The sequence below is a fragment of the Paraburkholderia dipogonis genome (assembly GCF_046027395.1).
Lineage (GTDB): Bacteria > Pseudomonadota > Gammaproteobacteria > Burkholderiales > Burkholderiaceae > Paraburkholderia > Paraburkholderia dipogonis_A.
Window position 1 is genome coordinate 99,875 of record NZ_JAQQEG010000003.1, and the last position, 22,193, is coordinate 122,067.

Sequence of the window (22,193 nt, forward strand, 5' to 3'; positions counted from 1 at the left end):
CGTTAGTCTAGGTGACCGGCGCGAAGGTGTTGAGACAAAGACTTTCGAAATTCGGACAAAGCGTTTGAGACCCGCGCTCCCGTGGCGCTGCGAAGCTGATCAACTTTGGCGGCTCTTTGCAGGTTCGGGCGAAACGGCGGAAACGGCCTCGCTCAACGTGCCGCTTGGATCGAAGCCGGTCGGCGGCGCGCCCAGTTCGCGCCGGAACATGTCGCTGAAGCTGCTCGGCTGAAAACCGAGCGAGCGCGCGATGCTGCTCACCGGGCGTCCTTCGGCGAGCCAGGAGACGGCAACCGCCAGTTGCACCTGGCGGCGCCATTCGGCAAAGCCGACGCCCAGCTCGCGCGTGAAGAGCCGCGCCAGCGTCCGCACGCTCGCCCCGACCGACGCCGCATGCTGCTCGAAGCTGATCGCAATCGACGGATTGTCGATCACCGCGCGGCACAACGCCTCGAGCCGCCGGTCCGAGGCATCGGGCAGCGCAATGCGCAGCGACGAGCGTGGCGCGTGTCCGAGTTCCAGCATGGCGAGACGGTACGCGGCGTCGAGATAGGCTTGATCGCGCGAGTCGCTGTTTTCATGCTCCGCTATCGAGGTGATCAGTTCGCGCAGCAGGCCGTTCACCTCGAACACGTCGCTGCGCCGGCTCAGGTGACCGACATTGCGCTCGTGGAGATAGAGATTGCGCATCTCCACCTCGCTCATCATGTGGATGGAGTGCAGCGTGCCGGCCGGCAACCAGACCGCGCGTTGCGGCGGCACGACCAGTGCTTCGCGGCCGACCTCGACCCACATCACGCCCGACACCGCATAGAGCACCTGCGCCCACGTGTGCGAGTGCGGGTCGATACGCAGCCCGCGCGGATAGTGCCGGGCGAGCGAACGGGCATCGGCGTCGTCGTGGAGTTCGGGTGGGCGGGCTTTGGGCACGGCGGCTTGGTTCAGGCTTCGCGCATTGCGGATGAAGATCGCGGACCGTATCGATCCGTTTGCGAAGCATAGCGCGAGGCGCGGGCCCGTGCATGTTGCGCGCCAACCGACGCGTTCGCATGCGCTTACGTGCGCTTAAGTCCGATGGCCCATCAACAGCAGCAGCAACGAGAGGGTCACGATCGAGCCGACGGTCGACAGCAGGATCGTTCGTGAGGTGATGTGCGCTTCACGTTCGTAGAACTCGGCAAGCATGAATGGACCCGTGCCCGTGGGCAACGCGGCGAGGATGACCGCCATTTCGACCAGCGTGGATGAGAGCCCAAACACGCGCGCCGCAAGCCACCAGGTCAGCGCCGGCTGCACCAGCAGCTTGACGCCGGTCAGCAACCAGGAGATGCCTCGCGCGCCGGCCTCGGACGGGCGCTTCTCAGCGAGGAACAAGCCGAGGCTCACCAGCGCGCACGGACTCGCCGCGCCGCCCAGCAGTTTCAGAAAGGTCTCTGCGCTGGCCGGCAACGCGACATGGAGGCTGGCGAACAGTACGCCCACGATCGGCGACACGATGAGTGGATTGCGCGCCAGCGAGCGCAGCACTTTCAAACCCAGCTTATGCGGCGTGCGCTCGGTCTGCAGACCCACCTCGATCAGCACGATCGCAACCGCGAACAGCACGCAGGCGACGAGGATCGTGGCGATCGTGGTCGGCGTCAGACTGGCCGAGCCGAACGCGATCATGCCCAGCGGGAAACCGATATAGCCGGTGTTCGGATACGAGGCCGCAATCGCATCGACGCTCGCATCGGCGAGATGCCGGCCGCTCATCAACCGCATCGCCAGAATCAGGACGAACACGCTGACGCACGCAATCGAAAACGTGGCGACGAACGCCGGCTGATAGAGCTGCTGCCAGGTGGCGTGCGCCATGATGTCGAACAGCAACGCCGGCAGCGCCAGCCAGACCACGAAACGGTTCAGTTCCGATGCCGAGTTCGGCCCGAGCACATTGCGCCGGCGGCAGGCGAAACCCGCGAAAATCAGACCGAAGACGGGGAGCAGGATTTCGAGAGTGGCTAACATCGGCGCAAAAATGTGGGGAGAAATGGCGATCCGCCAGCGTAGTGGCTAGCGGCGATACAATCCAATACTGTTTTTTGTGCTCGACAATACCTTTTTTGCATTGTCCATTCCCATGGGGCCGTCGTGATCGATATCAAGCCGCTGCGCTACTTCGTGACGCTTGCCGAGACGCGCCATTTTGGCCGGGCGGCGGCGCGTCTGAATCTGTCGCAGCCGCCGTTGAGTCGGCAACTGGCGGCGCTGGAGGCGAGCGTCGGCGTGACGCTGGTCGAGCGCAGCCCGCGCAGCGTGACCTTGACCGCCGCGGGCGAGCGCTTCTACGCCGATGCGAAAGCGATTCTCGCCTCCGTGGAGCAAGCGGTCAGCAACGCGCAAGCCGCCGCGCATGGCGACGCCGGCAAGCTCGCCATCGGCTTCACGATGTGCGCGGCGTACAACGTCGTGCCCGGCTATGCGCGGGCTTTCGGCGCGGCCTATCCCGAAGTCGCGTTGAACCTGCGCGAGGTCGTCTCGAACGATCTCACCGCGCAGGTGCTTGCCGGCCAGATCGACGCGGCCATCATGTTCCCGAACGTGCCGGACAAGGGGCTAGCTACACGCACGATTCTCAGCGAGCCTTTATGCGTTGCGCTGTCGCGCAGCCATCCGCGGGCCCGCGCGCGGCGTCTGAAGATCGCGCAACTGGCCGGCGAGCCGTTCGTGCTCGCCTCCGAGGAGGTGGCGCCGATGTTGCGCGCGGCGATCGTCGAGCATTGTCGCTCGGGCGGCTTCGAGCCCGACATACGCTTCGAGGTCCAGTTGCAACAAACGGTGCTGAGTCTCGTCGACGAAGGGGTGGGCGTGGCGCTGGTGCCCGCCTCCATGCGCCGCGCGCAACTTGCAGGCGTGGTGTTCCGGCCGCTGGTCGATGCGCCGCTGATCGAACAGGTGTTGGCGTGGTCGCCGGCGAATCGCAATCCGTGTCTGGCGCGCTTCCTCGAGCTGGCGTGAGGGCAGGGCTTATGAACTGGAGACGTGGTTTGTCTGGTCCGCGGTGTCGTCTGGATAGCGCAGCGCATCCCGCTTGATGAGCCGGCGGCACCAGAAGGTCCAGGCCGTCAAGCCGGCGTAGACGCCGTACCTCAGCACGTTGGAGGCGATGACCGAGTGCGGATCGTCGGGCCATTGCCAGATGATCAGACTGCGCAAGATGTTCTCACCCGTCATGCCGATGCCCCACACGAGCGTCATCAAGCGGATATACGCAACGAGCGAGGGACGTTCGCGCCAATGCTTTTCGAAGCTCGCGACGCTGCGGTGATCCTCGCGCGACATGGTCGAACGGGCGAGATAGAAGACCAGCGGCTTTGGCAGCGCGAGCGACGCCAGGAACGATGCGCCGATCATGCCGGACACCATCGGGTCTTCGATCTCGCGCATCCGAGTGTTGCCGCCGAAGCCGATGCTGAGTGCCAGCAACGAGAGTACAACGCCGGCCAGTACGAGCGCGCTGAGCGCGTCGAAATGGCGATAGCGCAGCAGATCCCAGCTCATCCACGCAATCAGCGGCAGCGCCGACGCGGCCAGCGCGCCGAGCTGGCCCCAGTGAGGGAACGCGAGCCGGTAGGCGAGCCAGGGCAAGGCGACGTTCACGATCAGCGCGGTGAGGTAGCGCAGGCGAGGTTTCATCGACGGAGCGGTGGTGAGCGTGGCAACGATGCGCGGACGTACCCGGCGAGTGTAGGGCGAAGTCTCTTCGCATGCCATAGCTTGCTGCGCGCGCGGCCAGGATTTTGGCAACGCACATGGCGCGCAAAAAATCTGCGATGATCGAGCGCACTGATTGCCGGGCCACTTCATCCACTATCTGCTCCTACGCAATGTCGATTGCTCCCACCTTCCTCACCACTCCCCGCCTGACCCTCCGTCCCCACACCCGCGACGATTTCCTCGAGAGTTACGCGATGTGGTCCGATCCCGAGGTGATCCGCTATATCGGCGGCAAGCCCTTCACGCGCGAAGAGGTCTGGGCGCGTCTGCTGCGTTACGCCGGACATTGGGCGATGCTGGGCTATGGCTATTGGGTCGTGAGGGAAAAGGAGAGCGGCCGGTTTCTCGGCGAAGTCGGCTTTGCCGACTACCATCGCGAGATCGAGCCGTCCTTGTTGGCACCTGAAGTCGGCTGGGCGCTGGACCCGGCCGTGCATGGCCGCGGCTATGCGACCGAGGCCGTGCGTGCCGCGCTGGAGTGGGCCGACCAGCAGTGGCCGGGCGGCGAAACGGTCTGCATCGTCGCGCCGGAAAATCTGCCGTCGCTGCGCGTCGCTCACAAGTGCGGCTATCGCGAGCAACTTCGCACCACGTACAAAGGCAAGCCGACCATCGTGCTGAGTCGGCAGGCACACGCGGTTTGAGCCGGCGCGCGGCGCGCGCCGTTATTGCCCGTTACGTCGAGCGGGCCGTGTGCGCCGGCCGGCTCGACAATCACCTCACCGCGCGTCGCTGTTCGCCGCTGCCCGCTGCTGTGCGATCAGGTCCACCAGCCGTTCAACCTGCTGCCCTTGCGCATCGAAGTTGCCGGCATCGAGCCAACGCGCATAGCTCGGACGCAGCGCAGGCCATTCGCTATCGATGATCGAAAACCACGCGGTATCACGATTGCGTTCGCGATACACGATCGCCTGACGGAAGATCCCCTCGAACGTGAAGCCATAGCGCAACGCCGCCGTGCGCGACGGTCCGTTCAACGAATCGCACTTCCATTCGAAGCGCCGATAGCCGAGCTTGTCGAACACCTGCGTCATCAGCAGGAACATCGCTTCGGTGGCGATGCGCGTGCGCTTCAGCCGCGGCGAATAGGTGACGTGGCCGACTTCGATCACACCGTTCGCGCGGTCGATCCGCATCAGAGCCAGCGTGCCGACCGCCTTGCCGGTCGTCAGATCGATTACTGCGTAGTGCAGCGGATCGGTGGACGCAGCGACGCGCGTCAGATGCTCGCGATAGGCGGCGAGACTCTCGAACGGACCGACTGCCAGGTAGGTCCAGTCGCGGCCATCGGCGGCCGAGCTGTACGCGTCGTACAGATCCTCGGCATGACGCTCCAAGTCCACCGGTTCGATCCGGCAATAGCGGCCCACCAGCGGCTCGCGGCCAGGTGCCTGAGCGCCGTTCCAGCCCGGGACGGGGGCGCCGATCGGCTGCTCGAACGCGTTATGTCTGGGTTCCATGTCTGTTCTCCTGGCGGTTACGAATGATCGTCGATGACGGGGAACGATACGGCAAACGTGGTATGTTAAAAAGATCCACACCAACGTCATTTGATAGGTCCAGCCGCGATGATCGAGATCATTGGCCCGCTTGCCAGCCCGGCTGCCTCGACGGCCGCTGGCAGCGGCGCAAAGCCCGAGCCGCTGCAAAAACAACTGATCGAGCGCTTGCAGCAGGCGATTCTCGCGGGGCGTTTGCCGGCGGGCTCGCTGCTGCCGTCGTCGCGCCTGCTGGCTGCGGAAATGGGCGTGTCGCGCAACACGGTGGTGATCGCGTACGAGCATCTGGCCGCGGTCGGTTATGTGGTCGCCGACAAGAAGGGCACGCGCGTGAGCCCGCTCTCCAGCCCGTCCGCACGCGGCGAGCCGCGAGTGCTACTGGCGACGCCGGATGTGGCCTATGCGGCCCGCGTCGGGCAGTTCGCAGCCACGCGCACCCACGCCGACAACACCTTGCCCCTGACGCCCGGCACGCCCGCCCTGGAACGCTTCCCGGTGACCGCGTGGCGGCGCGCGCTCGAACGCTCGATGGAGCGCGCGCTGCCCCTCGCGCTCGGCTACGGCACGCCGGCCGGTGAGCCGGCGTTGCGCGACGCCATCGCCGCGCACCTGCGCATGGCGCGCGGCGTGCGCTGCGAAGGCTCGCAGGTGGTGATCACCGAGGGCGCGCAGGAGGCGCTGAACCTGTGCGTGCGCCTCTTCACCAATCCGGGCGACATCGCGTGGGTCGAGGACCCCGGCTATCGCGGCGCGAAGGCCGCGTTCAACCTGGGCGACCTGACCACGCTGCCGATACCCGTCGACACGGAAGGCATGGCGGTGCCGTCCGACGCGTGGCGCACGCAGCCGCCGAAGCTGATCTATACGTCGCCCGCGCATCAGTACCCGACGGGTTCGGTGCTGTCGGTGGCGCGCCGTCTGGATCTGATCGCCCAGGCGCGCCACAGCGGCGCGTGGCTGATCGAGGACGATTACGACGGCGAGTTCCGCCACACCGGCGAGCCGATCGCCAGCATGCAGGGGCTCGTCGAGGACGCGCCGGTGTTATACGTCGGCTCGTTCAGCAAAACGATGTTTCCCGCGCTGCGCATCGGCTTCGTGGTGCTGCCGCGTCCGATCGCCGCGCACACCGCCGTCGCGGTGCAGGAGATGCTGCGCGGCGGGCACCGGCTGGAGCAACTGGCGCTCGCGCAGTTCATCGAGAGCGGCGAGTTCGGGCGGCATCTCGGGCGCATGCGGCGTCTGTACCGCGAGCGCCAGCAGGCGTTGCGCGATGCGCTAAACGCGCATTTCGCGCCGTCGCAAATCCTTGGCGGCAATTGCGGCATGCATCTGACGCTACGCTTGCCGCCGCGCATCGACGATCGGACCCTCGCCGAACGCGCGCTCGCCCACGGGCTCAATCCTCGCGCGCTGTCCGGTTTCGCGTTGCAGCCGCGCGTCGAGACGAATGGGCTGGTGATTGGTTACGGCAGTACGCCGGCCGAACGGCTGGCGCCCGCAATCCGTGTGCTGGCCGGGCTCGCGGCCGAGTTGGACGGCAAGCCGAGGCGCCAGCCGGCCAAGGCGTCGGCCACGAAGATGCGCGTGTAACTTTTTGCGTTTGTCCGCGCGGCCCATGTCGCGCTATCGTGTCGCTTATGCGCGGCGATTTCGAAGTGTGCGTCATCGACGGATCGCCCGCAGCTCATGCCGCAGGCGCCGCACTGCAACATCGCGTGATATGCGGTGCCGCAAGCGCGCTTGCCGGGTCGCTGTTGGCTCGGGCATGAAGAATGCCTTTGTTGTGGTTATCTATGACGATCTATCCGACCGGAGACGACATGAAGGAAATCGAACCGACCCCGTGGTTTGAGCTTGAGGCCCACACGCCCGTCCGTGAAGGCTGGTATGAGGTGCAGTTGACGAGCGGGGACACGGCATTTGCGAAGTTTGGCGACGGCATATGGACCGAGAAACCGTTGCTGGTATTTACACACTGGCGCGGCTTGTCCGCCGATCCATCGAAAGCCGGCGAAGGCGAGACCGAATCGATCGCCGCCGAGGCCACGGCGGCCCAAGGCGTGCGCGCCGCGTGGAACGCGTTCTTCCCCGGACTTGGAGAGGAACAGCACAAACCACTGGACGCCGTGCCTAACGGTAAAGCGCCGCACTGATGCACGCCTGGGCGGCAGCTTGCGAGTTGCCGCCCTGATTTGCCTGACCTTACTCGCGCTTGAGCGCCCCGGCAGCCAGCTTGCCGACCTCCGTATCGATGTCGGGCGTCTCGCCCGCCTCGAGAATCCACGCCGCGGACAAACCGGACCACGCCAGTATCCATTGCAGCAAGCGGTGTCTGTCGAGCCCGGCATTCCGCGCGACTCTTTCGACACGACGCTCGAACCAGCCTGGTCGCAACGCCGACTCCTCGTCCGGATTGCAGAAAATATTGGCGTAGTCGAAGCCGCGTTCGCCGTAGAGGCCTTTCGGGTCGATGGCCAGCCAGCCGCGCGGGCCGAAATCGAGCACGTTGCCGTGATGGATGTCGCCGTGCAACACCACCGGGTCTTGCGGCGCGGCGAGCAAGGCTTGCGCGACGGCCGCGCTGTGCTTCAACCAGCCGCTGTACTTTTGCGCCGCGGACCATAGGCTCGCGAACCAGCGCGGCAAATCGATCAATTCGGGCGGCGGTTTATTTCGCGGCGCGTGGAGCCGCGCGGCGGTGGCGCAGAGAATGTCGATGGCGCGGTCGTCGGCATCGCTGTTGCCGGTGCGCGCAAGGTCCGCCAGCGTGTGGCCGCTTCGCGCGCGCTCTAGCAGCAGGGCATCGGCATCGTGCGCGAGTACGCGGGCCGCGCCTTCGCCGCCCCACCACACCATCAACCGCGCGCCGAATTTCTCTTCGGGTTCCTGCGCGACTTTTAGCATCGCGGGAATGCCGTGTCGACGGACGGGCAGAAGCCGGCTGCTGTGCGTGCGAATCGGCGCGCCGTCCTGCTGCAGATTCCACTTGACGATGTACTCGGTGAACATTTGAGCTTTCAGTTCGCGAGCGCGGCGGCGTGGCTGTCAGCGGTACGCAGGCAGGTGGCGCGCACGGTCTCTCGTCAAAGAGTTGGATGGACCTGCATTCTCGCCTGAATCGCCCAGGAATGGCACGCGCAGCGCACTTCAAGCCTCGACGCTACAATCGCTCTCATTCATTTGACGCGGAACCTACGTATGAAAGTCACCCGAGAACCCGTGGCCTTACCGCGGGCTACGCAGCTACTGAATCATGGACCGGTCACGATCATCACCAGCGCGCACGGTGGCCGCTCGAATGTGATGGCGGCCTCCTGGGCGATGCCGCTCGACTTCAATCCGCCGAAGGTGGTCGTGGTGGTGGACAGCCGCACGCTCACGCGGCAACTGATCGAGGCGAGCGGCGTGTTCGGACTGCAACTGCCGAGCCGTGGATTCGCTGCGCAAACGCTGGCGGTGGGCTCGAACGCGGGCACCGAACTCGACAAGTTCTCCGCCTTTGACCTGGAGACGTTCCCCGCGCAACAGATCGACGTGCCCATGCTCGCGGGTTGCATCACGTGGATGGAGTGCAAGGTCATTCCGGACGACAGCCAGCGTCATGATCTGATCATCGGCGAGGTTGTTGCGGCGTATGCGGATAGCCGCGTGTACTCTAACAACCGCTGGCATTTCGGCGATGATCCCGATCTGCGTACATGCCACTACGTGGCCGGCGGGACGTTCTTTGCCACGGGCGATGCGTTCGAGGTGGACGCCGTGGCGAATGGCGCGGCGCGTGAGTGAGGCTCAGCGCGCGCCGCTACTAGCTTCGAAGGAATTTGCCCGCCTTCATTTCCGGTAACGCAACGAGTTCCGGCTGCATGAATGCGTAAGTCCGGGCGGGCGAATACGCGCTCTATTTACACGTCGCCCTCGGCAAACTTCTTCAGCGCGTCCCCCGCCAACCGATACCGCACCCATTCGCTCTGCGCGCTCGCGCCGATCGATTCATAGAAGCCGATGGCGGGCTCGTTCCAGTCGAGCACGCTCCATTCGAAGCGGCCGCAACCGGTGTCGCAGGCAATGCGCGCGAGGTGGCGCAGCATCTGTTTGCCCGCGCCGCTGCCGCGCGATGCCGGCGATACGTACAGGTCTTCCAGATAAAGGCCTTGTTTGCCGAGCCAGGTGGAATACGAAAAAAAGTAGACGCAAAAGCCGATGGGCTCGCCGTTCATCTCGCAGATCAGCGCCTTCGCGCTGGAACCGGCGGAAAACAGGCTCGCTTCGATGTCGCCGACGGTCGCGACGACTTCGTGCTCCGCCTTTTCGTACACCGCGAGTTCGGTGATGAAGCGAAGAATCAACGTTGCGTCGGCTGCGTGAGCGGGACGGATATGGATAGTCAAGGTTAAATGCTCGATCGATCGGTTGAGTTGCAGACCGAAGTGTCGCGCAGACGCGCTAGGTTCGGATCAGGCATACATCCTAGCGTTTAACGTGCTGTTCTGACCAGAGCGTGTCGAGATTGCGGTTGACGTCTCGTCACCAGATCGTTTACTGTCGATCCATGGACTTCCACTCGATTCCCTTCGCTGCCGTCACCACCACGACGACCACCTTTTCAGGCGGGTCGTCTGGAGGTTGCGCGCGCTAGAAGCACGAAGCTGTGGCAAACCCCCCAAAGGCCCCGCCGGAAACGGACGGGGCCTTTGGTGTTTCTGGACCTCCGTTTGCGGCATCCATTCGCGGTAACCGATCAAATGGAGCAAGACTGTGAACGACATCGACCATCGTGTATTAGGCAATAAACTCGACCTCTTCCATCAACAGGAAGAAGGCGCCGGCATGGTTTTCTGGCACCCGCGCGGCTGGGAACTGTATCGCGTGCTCGAAGATTATGTGCGTGCGCGCATGCGTCGCGCGGGCTTTCGCGAGATTCGCACGCCGCAACTGCTGGCGCGTTCGCTGTGGGAAAAGAGCGGGCATTGGGAGAAATTCGGCGCGGCGATGTATTCGTGGGCCGATGCGGAAGAAGGCCGCGCACTGTGTCTGAAGCCGATGAGTTGCCCATGTCATGTGCAGGTGTTCAATCAACGCGTGCGTTCGTATCGCGAATTGCCGGTCCGCTATAGCGAGTTCGGCGCGTGTCATCGCGATGAACCGTCGGGTTCGCTCGAAGGACTGAAACGTACGCGTGCTTTCGTGCAGGACGATGCGCATGTGTTCTGTATGCAAGCGCATATCGAAGCAGAAGTCGGCCGCTTCTGCGCGCTGTTGCGTGCGGTCTATGCGGACCTCGGTTTTCCCGAGTTCAAGGTCGCGCTCGCGACGCGGCCAGCCATGCGCGCTGGCAGCGATGAAACGTGGGACCGCGCGGAAGATGCACTGGCGAAGGCTGCGCGTGCCGCTGGGCTGGAGTTCGACGTGCTCGAAGGAGAGGGTGCTTTTTACGGGCCGAAACTCGAGTTTCATTTGACGGACAGCCGCGCACGGAGTTGGCAATGCGGCACGATTCAACTCGACTTCGTGCTGCCTGAGCGGCTCGACGCGGAGTTCGTCAACGAGCGAAATGAGCGTGAGCGGCCTGTGATGATTCATCACGCGGTGCTTGGCAGCATGGAGCGGTTCATCGCGATGCTGCTCGAGCATCACGAGGGATGGTTGCCGGTGTGGCTGGCACCTGAGCAAGTCGTAGTTGCGTCGATCAGCGACGCCAACATCGGCTACGCGCAGGAGGTTATGCAGGCGCTGGACGATGCGAGCGTCAGGGCGGTGCTCGACGGTCGGCCTGAGCGGCTGGAGAAGAAGATCGTCGATGCGCGGGAGAAGCAGGTGCCATTTCTTGTCGTGGTGGGACCGCGTGATGAGCGCGATCGGACGATCAGTATTCGCTTGCGGGATGGGCAGCAAGCGACGTTGTCGTTTGATGACGGTGTCGAGCATTTAAGGCTGGCGGCGCGGCCGCCTGCGGTGGCTGCGGGGGTTTGACGTGACGGTTGCTGGAGGGCGTTTCGAGCTGCGCCCTCCGGGCTGTCAATTAAACGGCGGGTGGCGCAGGGTCATCGCTCGAAGGTAAGAACCTACCGCACCTCTGCGAACAACCGCCCCCAACTCAGCAATGGCTCCGTGTCCACGTTCAGCAATCTCAGCGCCTTCCACACCACCGTCGCCACCGTGTCATAAGCCGGAATATCCGTCGCCATCTCAAACGCACGCACGAGATGCGCCGCGTGGAGATTCGTGCAGAACGTCGTCACCGCATCTGGTCTCGCGAACGCGGCCTCGCGCATCATGATCGCGAGTTGGGTGTCGGGCACTTCAGCAAAGCTGAAATTGTCCTGTAGCCCCAAATGCCGTTCCGCCACGCATTCGATGCCGAGCTTCTCGTAGTTACGCACGATGCGCTGCTGAACATCATCCGTATAAGGCGACACGAGACCGAATCGACGCACGCCGGTTTTCTCGAAGATCTCGTTGAGCGCAAGCACTGAGGTCGTCGTAGGAATCCCCGTTGCCTCCGTGATCTGGCGGCACAACGCCTGATCGCGTTCGAACCCCAGCCAGCCCGCCGACGTGCCGCTCCAGCCGATCACGTCCACCCGCGCATCGGCCAATTGTCGCGCGGCCGTCAGAATCCGGCTCGCGTCGAATTGGCCGAGCGCTTGCTCGGACAACGCTATTTCCGTGACCGTGAAACGGGCAAAATGCGCGCTGACGTGCGGGAGTTCGCTGAGCATCGCAGAAGTGATCGGCTCGAGCGCCGTGTTCGACGACGGCGTCAGAATACCGAGCCGGATTCGTTTGCTTTGCATCTTGAGGCGTCCCCTGTCCTTTAATCCGCAAGCAACAGCTTCACGCCCTCGGCGGCTTCATAACGAAGTGCGTCGAGATCGAGACCCGGAATCACGCCGTTATCCACCACCACACGGCCGTTCACCACGTTATAGCGAACGCGCGCCGGTTCGCCCGCTGTCACCGGCGCCACCGCGACATCGTGAAAGCCGTTGAAGCGCAGATCGCTGACGTCATACAGCACGAAGTCCGCCGCCTTGCCGACTTCGAGCGTGCCGACCGCGTCGAGACCGAGCACGCCTGCGCCGCCCGCGCTGCCCCAATGGATCGTCTCTTCGACGGTGGTCGCCGACGCGCCCCGCGCCGCGCGATGCACGAGCCACGCGAAATGCGCTTCGTTGGTCATGCTGCCGGATTCGTTCGACGCCACGCCGTCCACGGCTAGCGACATCGGCACGCCCGCGGCCGCCATTTGCGGTGCGGGTGCGATGCCGCTGCCTAACCGCGCATTACTGACAGGGCAATGCGAGCATCCACTGCCGGTTTCAGCGAGCATCGCGATCTCGCTCGCTTGCAAATGCACCAGATGCGCGAACCACACATCCGGTCCGAGCCACTCGTGATCGGCAACGAATTCGACCGGCAGTTTGTTGAAGCGCTCCTTGCAGAAATCGACGTAACGGGTCGTCTCGGACAGATGCGTATGCATTCGCAAGCCCATCCGTCGAGCGGCGCGCGCGACTTCCGGCAGCAGTTCGGGCGGCAAGGAAAACGTCGGCGTAGTCGGTGCGACGACGACGCGGCGCATCGAAGCATCGCCGCTATCGTGATAGCGCGACTTCAATCGCTCGATGTCGGCAAGCATCTGATCAAGCGTCTCGGGCTTGAGCGCGACTTTGGAAAAACCCGGATGGTCGCCTGCCGCCTGCAATGCACCGCCGCGGCACAGCACGAAGCGCATGCCGAACGAAGCCGCTTCGTCGAACAGCAGATCGCCGGTTTCGGTGGTGCCGTCCGCGTGATAGAGATAGTGATGATCGGCGCAGGTCGTCACGCCGGACAGCAGCAACTCTGCAAGACCCAGGCGGGCAGCAACGCGCGCCAGATCCGGCGTAAAGCGCGCAAGACGCGGATATGGCACGGCGGCCAGCCACTCCTGCAAATCCGCATTGATACCGGACGGCACGGCCTTCAGCAGATTCTGGAACAGATGATGGTGGGTATTCACCCAGCCCGGATAAACGACGCAGGAACGCGCGTCGATCACGCGCTCATTGGCGCGCGGTTCGAGATTCGGCGCGATGGCTTCGATACGTCCGTGACGAATCCGCAGATCGACCTGGCCGAGCCTCGCGCACTCGCCGCTCATTCCGCTCATCACCGCAATAGGGTTCTTGATCAGCAACGCTTCAGTTTGCATGCTCACGATTCGATGTCCTTTCAGTTACTGCGGAGCGGCCGCCTGTGCGAAGAGGCACGACGGCCGCGCTCGTCTTGCTGCGTCCGTTATTCGCGGACCATGTTGTGCGCGGGCACCACGTCCTCTTCATGCGCGCCGTTGAGCACCGCGTTCAGCACGACGGAAACGAGGCACGCCAGCACCACGCCGCTATGCAGGAATGGTTGCGTCCAGTCGGGCATGTGCTTGAAGACCTGCGGCGCCATCACCGGAATCAGCGCGGTGGCGATCGTAAAGCCGACGATCAGCACGTTGTAGCGATTGCGCTCGAAGTCCACCTTTGCTAGCGTCTGCACACCGGCAGCAACCACCACGCCGAACATGGCGATACCTGCGCCGCCGAGTGCCGCAGCGGGCGTCGAAGCGACCACCGCGCCGATCTTCGGCACCAGCGCCACGACGCACATCAGCACGCCGCTGATTGCCACCACCCAGCGGCTGCGCACTCCGGTCAGAATGACGAGCCCCACGTTCTCCATGAAGGCGATGAACGGAAAGGCCGCGAACATGCCGGCAATCGCACTCGCCAGACCGTTGGCGCGCATGCCACGCACCACGTCTTCCTCGCTCACTTCCTTACCGACGATGTCGCCGATTGCGACGAACAGGCCCATGGATTCGACCATCTGCACCACCATGACGACGATCATCGTCAGCACCGGCACCAGCGAAAACACAGGCGTGCCGAAATGAAACGGCAACGGCACGGTGAACCACGGCGCCTGCGCCACGCTCGCGAAGTTGCCCATGCCGAGCGAACAGGCCAGAATGCCGCCCGCAATCAAACCGATCAGCACCGACAGATTGCGCAGGAACGCATTGGCAAAGCGGTTGATCGCGAGAATCACCAACGCGACGAACAGCGTGACGCTCAGGAACGGCAGCGCGCCGAACTGCTGTTGCGCGGCCTCGCCGCCACCGGCCCATTGATACGCGACGGGAAACAACTGCAAGCCGATCACGGTGACGATGCAACCCGTCACCACAGGTGGAAAGAACCTTCGTAAGCGCCCGACGAGTGGTGCCGCGAACATCGTGAACAAACCCGCGCCAATCACCGCGCCACACACGCCGGCAAAGCCGACACCGGGACTCGTGCCAATCGCGATGACGGGCCCGACGCTGCTGAATGCGACGCCTTGCAGAATCGGCAGACGCACTCCGAACTTCCAGATGCCGACGGTTTGCAGAATCGTCGAGATGCCCGAGCAAAACAGCGCCGTGCTGATGAGCACGGTGGTGTCGGCCGGCGACATCTTCAACGCCGACGCGACGATCAGCGGAACAGCAATCGCGCCGATGTAAGCCACTAGCATGTGCTGCAAACCGAGCGTGACCATCTGACGCTTCGGCAGAATCCGATCAACGGGGTGTATGGCGGTGTTCATGACGTGTCTCCAGACTATTGTTTTCGATCGGAGCGCGCCGCGCGGACCTAGCCGCGCGGCATCACTTCGCGCGCCGACCGGGTCTCCCGTCAGGCCGTAACCGGCAAGGCAAGACAGGCATGGAAGCGGTCGGTCAGTGCGGCGCGATCGAGATCACGTCCGATGAATACGATGCGGCACGAGCGCGGCTCACTGCCCCACACTTGCGCCGCGCGCAGTTCGATGACGTTGTGCACGCCTTGCAGCACATAGCGATGCGACTGGCCTTGCACGGCGAGAATGCCTTTCATACGGAACAGGTTGGCGGCGTCCGAGTTGCGCAACTCGGCGAGCCAGGCTTGCAGCGCGTCGAGGTCGATGTCGGCATCGACTTCAATTCCGACTGAGGAAACGCTTTCGTCGTGCTGGTGATCGATGTGGTCCTCGTCGAGATGGGCATGCCCATGTTCGTGCTCATGCTCATGTTCTTCGTGGCCATGCGCGTGTCCTTTTTCCTGCAAGCCATCGGTCTCGACGAGAATTTGCGAGAACTCGTTGGCGCCTACGCCGAGAATTTTGGCGAGGTCGATCTGCGCATAGCTCGACTCGACGATTTCCGCTGTCGCGTTGAGTCCGCGAATGCGCTGAGTAAGCGAAGCGATATCGTCCGGTCCTACCAGATCGACCTTGTTGATAACGATACGGTCCGCACACACGATCTGATCGACGGCCTGGTTGTCGCTACCGTCGAGCACCAGGTCGTCCAGATGCGCCGCGATGTGCTTCGCGTCGACCATCGTGACGACGGCGTCGAGCGTGACCTGTTTGGCGATCGGATCGTCGAGAAAGAAAGTCTGCGCGACCGGATACGGATCGGCAAGCCCGCTGGTTTCGACAATGATGTGATCGAGCCGGTCCGGCCGCTCGACGAGCATGCGCACGATCCGCACCAGATCCTCGCGCACCGCGCCGACGCAGCACACGCATCCATTCGTCATTTCGTAAATCTCTTCGGTCGATTCGAGCACGAGGCCACCGTCGATGCCGATTTCGCCGAACTCGTTTTCGATCACCGCGATCTTGCGCCCGTGCTTCTCGCGCAGGATGTAGTTGAGCAGCGTCGTTTTGCCGGCGCCGAGAAATCCGGTCAGCACCGTGACGGGAATTTTCTCGATTTCGTTGTGGGTGGTGTGAATGTGATTCATGGCTCGTCTCCGTTTCTTCGTTCGTACTGCGGTTCGGCTATCAGGCGATATGCGGTGCGGGTGCTTCAACTTCTCGCCAGCGTTTGACGGTGCCCGCTTCGAGACCGAACAGATCGAGCACGCGGCCTAGCGTGTGATCGATCATCTGGTCGAGTGAAGCCGGGCGCGCGTAAAACGCCGGTACCGGTGGCGCGACGATCGCGCCCATTTCGGTCACGGCAATCATGTTGCGCAGATGCGCCAACGTGTACGGGGTTTCGCGCGCCAGCAGCACCAGCGGGCGGCGCTCTTTCAACGTCACATCGGCGGCGCGCGAAATCAGGCCCGACGACATGCCGCTGGCAATTTCGGCAAGCGTCTTCATCGAACAGGGCGCGACGATCATGCCCAGCGAGCGGAACGAGCCGCTGGAAATTGCCGCGGCCATGTCGTCGCAACGGTAGGTGGCGCTGGCGAGCGCGCTGACGTCGGCGAACTTGTAGTCGGTCTCGTGCGTCATCGTGAGCAGCGCGCTGCGCGAAACCGTCAGATGCGTTTCGATATCGAGCTGACGCAGCAGTTGCAGCAGGCGCACGCCATACGTAAAACCGGACGCGCCGCTGATGCCGACTACGAGTCGCCGCGCGCTCATCGCTGTGCTCCGGCGGCACGGGCCAGAATGTCGATGGCCTGTTGCGAGGCGCGTTCGCTGATGCGAGCGCGGATGCCGTCGAAATGCGAGCCGCGTGTTGCGTCGATGCCCATACGCGACGTGGTGCCCGCCGCGGACGACGAAGGGTCGAGCGGACTGCCCGGCAAACCATCGACGATAAACACGTCCCGGTGCGGCTGAAAATGCGTGGCGATGGCCCACAGCACTTGCGAGTCGTTGGTGATGTCGATGTCGCTATCCACCGCCACAACGTTCTTCAGATACGGATCCCAGCCGAGCAGCGCGAGCATGATCTGACGGGCCTCACCGTCGCGCGTTTGATTCAGCGCGACGTAGCAGTGAAAATGCGTGCCGGAGTTGGGGTAGTGCAACGCGGTGACGGACGGGAAGCGCGCCTTCAGCTTCTCACTCATCTCCGCTTCACGCGGCAAGCGGGCTAAAGTCAAATGTTCTGCGTAAGGACCGCCGACCACATCGACGAGCCACGCATCGTTACGGCGCATCATCGTGTCGACGCGCAGCACGTTGTTAGTCGAGCGGTCCGATGAATAACCGGTGAACTCGCCGAACGGGCCTTCCTCGGCGTGCGCTGAAGGATTGATCGTGCCTTCCAGCACGAACTCGGCGGAAGCGGGCACGCCGATGCCGTAGCGCGGCGTGCGCACCAGTTCCAGCGGCGCGCCGAACAGGCCGCCCGCAATTGCGCGTTCGTCGGTGCCGAACGGTACGCGCGCGGCGGCTGCCAACATGAATAGCGGATGCGCGCCGATCACCATCGCGACTTTCAACGTGTCGCCGCGTGCCTGTGCGGTTTGCAGCATGCGCCAGAGGTGGCCGCGAGAATGCAGGCTGGTGGCCAAAGCGTTTTTCGCGTGCCGCATGGAGCGGTGATAGCTGAGGTTTGCCACGCCCGTGACCGGATCTTCGGCGACGATCACCGCATTGGTGATGTACGGGCCGCGATCGGTATCGAAGTGGCGAATCATCGGCAGTTGCGCGAGATCGACGGCGTCGCCTTCGATCACCTGGTCCAGCACGGGACCGTTCGCCACGAACACCGGCGCGATGGGTGCATTGGCGCGTTGTTGATACGCTTCGAACAAGCCGGACGCGTCGACGTCGAATAAGCGCCCAATGCGTGAACGTGAAGCGAAGAAATTGGTGACGAGAGGCGTTGCGATCCCATCGACCTTTTCGCAAATCAGCATGGGATGCTGTCCGCGCGCGGCGAGTTCTGCAACGACCGCCGTGACGTCCTGATCGGCGGACAGTGGTTGGGAAAGCGTCAATACATCGTCGGGATAGTGCTCGCGATATGCTTGCGCGAAGCGATGAAAATCCTGTGTGGCGCGGAAGAGGTTATCCGCCATAGTGAACTCCGTCGAAAGCGACAACTGAAGTGGGCCGCTGGGTGAAGCAACCGAGGCAGGCGCGGCGCTGACCGCGCCTGCTTTAAAACATCAGTCAGTCAGCGTTAAGCGGGCTGCGTGACGTCATTCACATAAGTCGCCTTCAACCGTTTCTCCGCCTCAGCGAGATCCTTCGGCGGCTTGGTCGGCTCGATCCCGACGAGACGGGCAATGTTGTTGCCCATATAGTCTTCGAGACCATCCTCATCGAGATTCATGCCTTGTGGCGCGGGACCGCACAGCATTTCCAGTTCGCGCAGCCACATGCCCGGCTCGTTCGGCGGCGAATCCGTGCCGAACACGATTTTGTTGCGCGGCAGTTCGCGAGCGAACTCGACGATGCGCGACTGATAGCACCAGCCCGACTCGCAGTACACGTTCGGCGTGTCCATCGCCATCCAGAACGCTTCGAACGAGTAGTTGCCGCCCGTCTGAATTCCGAAGTGACCGATGATGAAATTCACCATCGGGAATTCGCGGATGATCGGATAGAACTGCGTCGGAATCGTGTACGGTCCGTCACCGGTGTGAATCAGCACGACCACACCTAGCTCAGCGCACTTCTTCATCGCGGGACGCAACCAGTCGAGCGCGCGATCTGGCCGGTAGCCGTGCATATTCGCGTGCAGCTTGAGCATCTTGAAGCCGTACTCCTTCACGTGGAATTCGAGTTCGGCCGCGCCGTTTTCCGGACCCCAGCGCGGGTTGTACGTGAAGTTGCCGATAAATCGATCCGGGTACTTCTGCGTCAATTCGGCGATATACGACATGTAATCGCGAATGCCTTCACGTCCGCGTCGATTGCCGTCGCGATAGCCCGTGTTGCCCGGCGGCGGCTGAATGAAGCCCATGTCGATTCGGCGCGGCTTGCCGTTGATGATGTACGGACCGTCCATCATCTTCAGCAGACGTTCGCCGGTAAACGGCTCGCCGGTATGGCGCCACGCTTCGTCGACGAGATTCGTGGGGTGCAGATGGGTATCGATGATCATCAGCGGGCTCCTGCGTAGTCAGCCTGGCCCGCGTGTTTCTTCGCGGCGCCGGCATGGTGTTTCAGATAGGCTTGCGCTTCTTCCACGCTCCTCGGCGGCGCGCTCGGCTCGATGCCGATCATGCGGGCGAGGTTGTTGCCGAGATAATCCTCGAGCGTGTCTTCGTCGAGATTCAGGCCTTGCGGCGGTTCGTGACACAACACTTCGAGCAAACGCAGCCACATGCCCGGCTCGTTCGGCGGCGTATCGGAACCGTAGAGAATCTTGTGCGTGGGCAGCACCTTCGCGAATTCCACGATCCGCGATTGCAGGCACCAGCTCGATTCGCAATACACGTTCGGTGTATCGAGCGCCATTTGATACGGCTCGAAGCAATACACGCCACCCGTCTGCACACCGAAGTGCGCCATGATGAAATTCACCGACGGGAATTCGCGGATTAGTGGATACCACTCGCTCGGAATGCTGTACGGACCGTCGCCGGTATGCAACTTCACGAGCAGGCCGAGGTCCGCGCATTTGCGCAACGCGGGGCGCAGCCAGTCGAGTGCGCGGTCGGGACGGTATGCATGCATGTTGGCCTGCAACTGAACCATCTTGAAGCCGTGTTCCTTCGCATAGAACTCGATCGCTTCAGCGCCGTTCTCCGGACCGCAACGCGGGTTGTAGACGAAACAGCCGAGCAGACGGTCCGGGTACTTCTGAACGCATTCCACGGTGTACGCCATGTAGTCGTCGATCGACTCGCGGCCCGAGCGTTCGCCGTCGGTCCACGTATAGATGGTGTTGCCTTGCGGCGGCTGAATGAAGGCCTTGTCGATACGGCGAGGCTTGCCGTTGATGATGTAAGGGCCGTCCATCACCTCGATCAGACGCTCGCCGGAAAATGGCTCGCCGTCATGGCGCCACGCGAGGTCGACCAGGTTGGTCGGATAACAGCTAGTGTCGATGATCATGTACTCGATCTCCTTGAGAGGAACTGGTGTATCCAGTTGCCGGATCGCGGGCAGGCGCATCGATGGAACTCAGCCCGTTGGGCTTGCCCATGCGGCCCTTTGCAAGACGCAGTGTTTGTGCGCCTTCCCCTCGCCGGCATCGAGTGTCACACTGATGTGCACTGCTGCTTGCGATGCAGTCTCACAAGATAAAAACGCTCTGTACAATATTTTTTAACCACGATCTTGATACGTTTGCGATATGGACATCCGGCTGTTGCGTTACTTCGCGGTGCTTGCCGACGAACTGCATTTCGGCCGGGCAGCCGCGCGCCTGCACATTTCCCAGCCGCCGCTGAGTCAGCAGATTCGCATCCTCGAAGAGGAGATGGGCACCGCGTTGTTCATGCGCTCGCAGCATCGTGTCGAACTCACCGATGCAGGGAAAACACTTAAAGAACAGGTGCCGTTGATCTTCGCGCAGTTCGAACGCGCGATCGATCTGACGCGTTGCGCAGGACGTGGCGAAGTGGGGAGTCTTGAGATCGGCATCATCAGTTCGGCGATGGTCGAGCCGATTCCTCGCGCGCTACGGGTATTCGCGGAGAAGCATCCGCAAGTGCGGTGGACGCTGCATGAGATGACGCCGGCCGCGCAGATTCTCGCGTTGAAAGAGCGGCGACTCGATGTGTGTTTTTTCCGGGTCTCGCATGAAGACCCGGAGATTCGCAGCGAAGTGGTGATGCGTGAGTCGGCGGTGGTCGCGTTGCCGTTGGGGCATGCGCTGGCGTCGCGTGATGAGATTGCGTTGCGTGAGTTGGAGGCCGAGCGCTTCGTGTCGTTCGGTTTGCGGCAGTCGCAACTGGCGCGCTTTCTACAGGACTGTTGCGTAGAGGCAGGGTTTACACCGCGGATCGAACAGGAAGTGGTCGAGGTGCATACGCTGCTGTGTCTCGTGCGCGAAGGGTTGGGCGTGGCGTTGCTGCCTTCTTCTGCACGGCAATTGTCGACGGGCGGTGTCGCGTTTGTGCCGGTGGCTGCGCCGCGTCCCGAAGTGTCGCTGCACGCGCGTTATCGTGCTGAGGCGCCTTCGCCGGTATTGTCGCTGTTTCTCGATACCGTGCGGGAAGTGGCTGCCAGCGCGACCTAACCCGCGCTGTTAGTTCGTGCGACCAACTCGCGGATCACGGCGATTAATGGCGCCACGCGCTCCGCTTTCTCGCGCGGCCACACGGCGTAGAGGTTGTAGTGCGTGGGAATCTCCACTTGCGTGAGTTCGACTAGCGTGCCGTTGCGTTGGGCGTCGGCGGCGAGGAGGCCACGCGCCAAGCCCGCGCCCACGCCTGCGCTGGCCGCGGCGATCAAACCCGCGGCGTTGTCGAAAACCGCTACCGCGTCAGGCTCGACCTCAGGCAGGCCCGCAGCGGCGAGCCAGGGAATCCACGAACGCTTTGTATAACCGAGCAACGGCAAATCCAGTAGCTGCTCAGGTGTGAGCGGCACGCTGAGTCCGCGCGCTTGCAATAACGAAGGCGAACCCACCGCCGTCAAACGATCGCCACAAATCAGCGCGTTTTCGAAGCCGTCCCATTCTCCATACCCATACCGCAACGCAATATCCACGCGCTCGAACGCGCTGCGGTCATGACGTGGCGTGGACAGCACGGTAAGCGACGTGCCGCTCAACGCGCCGAGCAACGCCGGCAGACGCGCCACCAGCCAGCTCTGCGCGAGTTCGGGATCGACGTCGAGCGTGATCGATTGCTTAACCGTGCGCTCTTTCACCGACGACAACGCGCGATCGATCTGTTCGAAGCCATCCGCCAACTGATTCGCGAACAGCACGCCGGCATCCGTCAGCACCACGCGGCCGCTTTCGCGCACGAAGAGTGGCTGGCCGACGAACTCTTCGAGCGTGCGGATCTGCTGGCTGATCGCGCTATGCGTGAGCGACAACTGCCGCGCGGCGCTCGAAAAGCTGCCGACGCGCGCGGCCTGCAGGAAGGCTTGCATCGATTGAATGGACGGATAGCGCTTCAACATGGTGTTAGCCGGACTTACGGGTGATGGAAGAAATGGTCGCTGGCGTTGCGCTTAACGGCTTTCAATAATGGCCGCAAGCACGCGGCCCTTGTCACG

Annotated in this window: 22 protein-coding genes; 7 read left to right on the forward strand and 15 right to left on the reverse strand. The window is 63.0% G+C overall.

What is annotated here, in order from left to right; translation table 11 throughout:
- Positions 1-99: 99 nt before the first annotated feature.
- Together PQR32_RS04430 and PQR32_RS04435 are read right to left on the reverse strand one after the other, a co-directional pair.
- Positions 100-930 (reverse strand): AraC family transcriptional regulator, encoded by an 831-nt coding sequence (locus PQR32_RS04430; protein WP_408222645.1) that lies wholly within the window; start codon positions 928-930, stop codon positions 100-102.
- A gap of 135 nt (positions 931-1,065) precedes the next feature.
- Positions 1,066-2,010: an AEC family transporter gene (locus tag PQR32_RS04435; RefSeq protein ID WP_408222647.1), complete on the reverse strand. Its 945-nt coding sequence runs from the start codon at positions 2,008-2,010 to the stop codon at positions 1,066-1,068.
- Between the two features lie 123 nt (positions 2,011-2,133).
- Between PQR32_RS04435 and PQR32_RS04440 the strand changes: the two genes are divergently transcribed.
- Positions 2,134-3,000, forward strand: a complete 867-nt coding sequence (locus tag PQR32_RS04440) for a LysR family transcriptional regulator (protein WP_408222649.1) — start codon at positions 2,134-2,136, stop codon at positions 2,998-3,000.
- Positions 3,001-3,009: 9 nt separating this feature from the next.
- Here PQR32_RS04440 and PQR32_RS04445 read toward each other — a convergent pair whose 3' ends face one another.
- Positions 3,010-3,678: a VC0807 family protein gene (locus PQR32_RS04445; RefSeq protein WP_408223049.1), complete on the reverse strand. Its 669-nt coding sequence runs from the start codon at positions 3,676-3,678 to the stop codon at positions 3,010-3,012.
- A 191-nt stretch (positions 3,679-3,869) separates the two neighbouring features.
- Here PQR32_RS04445 and PQR32_RS04450 point away from each other — a divergent pair, with 191 nt between their 5' ends.
- Positions 3,870-4,403: a GNAT family N-acetyltransferase gene (locus PQR32_RS04450; RefSeq protein WP_408223051.1), complete on the forward strand. Its 534-nt coding sequence runs from the start codon at positions 3,870-3,872 to the stop codon at positions 4,401-4,403.
- Positions 4,404-4,478: 75 nt separating this feature from the next.
- On the opposite strand, the gene PQR32_RS04455 is transcribed toward PQR32_RS04450, so the two are convergent.
- Entirely contained in the window at positions 4,479-5,219 is a 741-nt protein-coding gene (locus PQR32_RS04455) for a GNAT family N-acetyltransferase (protein WP_408222651.1), read from the reverse strand.
- Positions 5,220-5,327: 108 nt separating this feature from the next.
- Between PQR32_RS04455 and pdxR the strand changes: the two genes are divergently transcribed.
- Together pdxR and PQR32_RS04465 are read left to right on the forward strand one after the other, a co-directional pair.
- On the forward strand, positions 5,328-6,851 hold the full coding sequence (pdxR, locus tag PQR32_RS04460; RefSeq protein WP_408222653.1) for a MocR-like pyridoxine biosynthesis transcription factor PdxR: 1,524 nt from the start codon (positions 5,328-5,330) through the stop codon (positions 6,849-6,851).
- 230 nt (positions 6,852-7,081) lie between these two features.
- Entirely contained in the window at positions 7,082-7,414 is a 333-nt protein-coding gene (locus tag PQR32_RS04465; protein ID WP_408222655.1) for a hypothetical protein, read from the forward strand.
- Between the two features lie 49 nt (positions 7,415-7,463).
- On the opposite strand, the gene PQR32_RS04470 is transcribed toward PQR32_RS04465, so the two are convergent.
- Positions 7,464-8,270, reverse strand: a complete 807-nt coding sequence (locus PQR32_RS04470) for an aminoglycoside phosphotransferase family protein (protein WP_408222657.1) — start codon at positions 8,268-8,270, stop codon at positions 7,464-7,466.
- 189 nt (positions 8,271-8,459) lie between these two features.
- Here PQR32_RS04470 and PQR32_RS04475 point away from each other — a divergent pair, with 189 nt between their 5' ends.
- Positions 8,460-9,047: a flavin reductase family protein gene (locus tag PQR32_RS04475; RefSeq protein WP_408222659.1), complete on the forward strand. Its 588-nt coding sequence runs from the start codon at positions 8,460-8,462 to the stop codon at positions 9,045-9,047.
- 116 nt (positions 9,048-9,163) lie between these two features.
- Here the strand turns inward: PQR32_RS04475 and PQR32_RS04480 are convergent, their stop codons facing one another.
- Complete coding sequence (locus PQR32_RS04480; RefSeq protein ID WP_408222660.1) at positions 9,164-9,649, reverse strand: GNAT family N-acetyltransferase; 486 nt, start codon at positions 9,647-9,649, stop codon at positions 9,164-9,166.
- 367 nt (positions 9,650-10,016) lie between these two features.
- Here PQR32_RS04480 and thrS point away from each other — a divergent pair, with 367 nt between their 5' ends.
- Positions 10,017-11,231 (forward strand): threonine--tRNA ligase, encoded by a 1,215-nt coding sequence (gene thrS / locus PQR32_RS04485; RefSeq protein ID WP_408222662.1) that lies wholly within the window; start codon positions 10,017-10,019, stop codon positions 11,229-11,231.
- 92 nt (positions 11,232-11,323) lie between these two features.
- Here thrS and PQR32_RS04490 read toward each other — a convergent pair whose 3' ends face one another.
- The 8 genes from PQR32_RS04490 to PQR32_RS04525 form a co-directional block, all read right to left on the reverse strand.
- Entirely contained in the window at positions 11,324-12,055 is a 732-nt protein-coding gene (locus tag PQR32_RS04490) for a maleate cis-trans isomerase family protein (RefSeq protein WP_408222664.1), read from the reverse strand.
- A 20-nt stretch (positions 12,056-12,075) separates the two neighbouring features.
- Positions 12,076-13,455: an isoxanthopterin deaminase gene (locus PQR32_RS04495; RefSeq protein ID WP_408223053.1), complete on the reverse strand. Its 1,380-nt coding sequence runs from the start codon at positions 13,453-13,455 to the stop codon at positions 12,076-12,078.
- An 86-nt stretch (positions 13,456-13,541) separates the two neighbouring features.
- Complete coding sequence (locus tag PQR32_RS04500) at positions 13,542-14,882, reverse strand: nucleobase:cation symporter-2 family protein (protein ID WP_408222666.1); 1,341 nt, start codon at positions 14,880-14,882, stop codon at positions 13,542-13,544.
- An 89-nt stretch (positions 14,883-14,971) separates the two neighbouring features.
- Positions 14,972-16,066 (reverse strand): CobW family GTP-binding protein, encoded by a 1,095-nt coding sequence (locus PQR32_RS04505; protein WP_408222668.1) that lies wholly within the window; start codon positions 16,064-16,066, stop codon positions 14,972-14,974.
- Between the two features lie 40 nt (positions 16,067-16,106).
- Positions 16,107-16,697: a UbiX family flavin prenyltransferase gene (locus tag PQR32_RS04510; RefSeq protein WP_408222670.1), complete on the reverse strand. Its 591-nt coding sequence runs from the start codon at positions 16,695-16,697 to the stop codon at positions 16,107-16,109.
- Positions 16,694-18,088 (reverse strand): UbiD family decarboxylase, encoded by a 1,395-nt coding sequence (locus tag PQR32_RS04515; protein WP_408222672.1) that lies wholly within the window; start codon positions 18,086-18,088, stop codon positions 16,694-16,696. Before PQR32_RS04515 ends, PQR32_RS04510 begins: the two co-directional genes overlap by 4 nt.
- A 104-nt stretch (positions 18,089-18,192) precedes the next feature.
- Entirely contained in the window at positions 18,193-19,119 is a 927-nt protein-coding gene (locus PQR32_RS04520) for an amidohydrolase family protein (RefSeq protein WP_012428924.1), read from the reverse strand.
- Positions 19,119-20,075: an amidohydrolase family protein gene (locus PQR32_RS04525; protein WP_012428925.1), complete on the reverse strand. Its 957-nt coding sequence runs from the start codon at positions 20,073-20,075 to the stop codon at positions 19,119-19,121. Before PQR32_RS04525 ends, PQR32_RS04520 begins: the two co-directional genes overlap by 1 nt.
- 241 nt (positions 20,076-20,316) lie before the next feature.
- Between PQR32_RS04525 and PQR32_RS04530 the strand changes: the two genes are divergently transcribed.
- Entirely contained in the window at positions 20,317-21,204 is an 888-nt protein-coding gene (locus PQR32_RS04530) for a LysR substrate-binding domain-containing protein (RefSeq protein ID WP_408222674.1), read from the forward strand.
- Here PQR32_RS04530 and PQR32_RS04535 read toward each other — a convergent pair.
- Positions 21,201-22,097 carry a LysR substrate-binding domain-containing protein gene (locus tag PQR32_RS04535; protein WP_408222676.1) on the reverse strand — a complete coding sequence of 299 codons (897 nt, stop codon included), beginning with the start codon at positions 22,095-22,097 and terminating at the stop codon, positions 21,201-21,203. The two genes, PQR32_RS04530 and PQR32_RS04535, sit on opposite strands and share 4 nt — an antisense overlap.
- Positions 22,098-22,193 lie beyond the last annotated feature (96 nt).

What these genes read in the sequence shown, in the direction of transcription:
- pdxR (WP_408222653.1), top strand. Translation starts at nt 5,328, where the DNA reads ATGATCGAGATCATTGGCCCGCTTGCCAGCCCGGCTGCCTCGACGGCC.
- PQR32_RS04475 (WP_408222659.1), top strand. Translation starts at nt 8,460, where the DNA reads ATGAAAGTCACCCGAGAACCCGTGGCCTTACCGCGGGCTACGCAGCTA.
- PQR32_RS04500 (WP_408222666.1), bottom strand. Translation starts at nt 14,882, where the DNA reads ATGAACACCGCCATACACCCCGTTGATCGGATTCTGCCGAAGCGTCAG.
- PQR32_RS04505 (WP_408222668.1), bottom strand. Translation starts at nt 16,066, where the DNA reads ATGAATCACATTCACACCACCCACAACGAAATCGAGAAAATTCCCGTC.
- PQR32_RS04445 (WP_408223049.1), bottom strand. Translation starts at nt 3,678, where the DNA reads ATGAAACCTCGCCTGCGCTACCTCACCGCGCTGATCGTGAACGTCGCC.
- PQR32_RS04520 (WP_012428924.1), bottom strand. Translation starts at nt 19,119, where the DNA reads ATGATCATCGATACCCATCTGCACCCCACGAATCTCGTCGACGAAGCG.
- PQR32_RS04490 (WP_408222664.1), bottom strand. Translation starts at nt 12,055, where the DNA reads ATGCAAAGCAAACGAATCCGGCTCGGTATTCTGACGCCGTCGTCGAAC.
- PQR32_RS04465 (WP_408222655.1), top strand. Translation starts at nt 7,082, where the DNA reads ATGAAGGAAATCGAACCGACCCCGTGGTTTGAGCTTGAGGCCCACACG.
- PQR32_RS04515 (WP_408222672.1), bottom strand. Translation starts at nt 18,088, where the DNA reads ATGGCGGATAACCTCTTCCGCGCCACACAGGATTTTCATCGCTTCGCG.
- PQR32_RS04435 (WP_408222647.1), bottom strand. Translation starts at nt 2,010, where the DNA reads ATGTTAGCCACTCTCGAAATCCTGCTCCCCGTCTTCGGTCTGATTTTC.
- PQR32_RS04535 (WP_408222676.1), bottom strand. Translation starts at nt 22,097, where the DNA reads ATGTTGAAGCGCTATCCGTCCATTCAATCGATGCAAGCCTTCCTGCAG.
- PQR32_RS04450 (WP_408223051.1), top strand. Translation starts at nt 3,870, where the DNA reads ATGTCGATTGCTCCCACCTTCCTCACCACTCCCCGCCTGACCCTCCGT.
- PQR32_RS04510 (WP_408222670.1), bottom strand. Translation starts at nt 16,697, where the DNA reads ATGAGCGCGCGGCGACTCGTAGTCGGCATCAGCGGCGCGTCCGGTTTT.
- PQR32_RS04530 (WP_408222674.1), top strand. Translation starts at nt 20,317, where the DNA reads ATGGACATCCGGCTGTTGCGTTACTTCGCGGTGCTTGCCGACGAACTG.
- PQR32_RS04495 (WP_408223053.1), bottom strand. Translation starts at nt 13,455, where the DNA reads ATGCAAACTGAAGCGTTGCTGATCAAGAACCCTATTGCGGTGATGAGC.
- PQR32_RS04455 (WP_408222651.1), bottom strand. Translation starts at nt 5,219, where the DNA reads ATGGAACCCAGACATAACGCGTTCGAGCAGCCGATCGGCGCCCCCGTC.
- PQR32_RS04470 (WP_408222657.1), bottom strand. Translation starts at nt 8,270, where the DNA reads ATGTTCACCGAGTACATCGTCAAGTGGAATCTGCAGCAGGACGGCGCG.
- PQR32_RS04525 (WP_012428925.1), bottom strand. Translation starts at nt 20,075, where the DNA reads ATGATCATCGACACTAGCTGTTATCCGACCAACCTGGTCGACCTCGCG.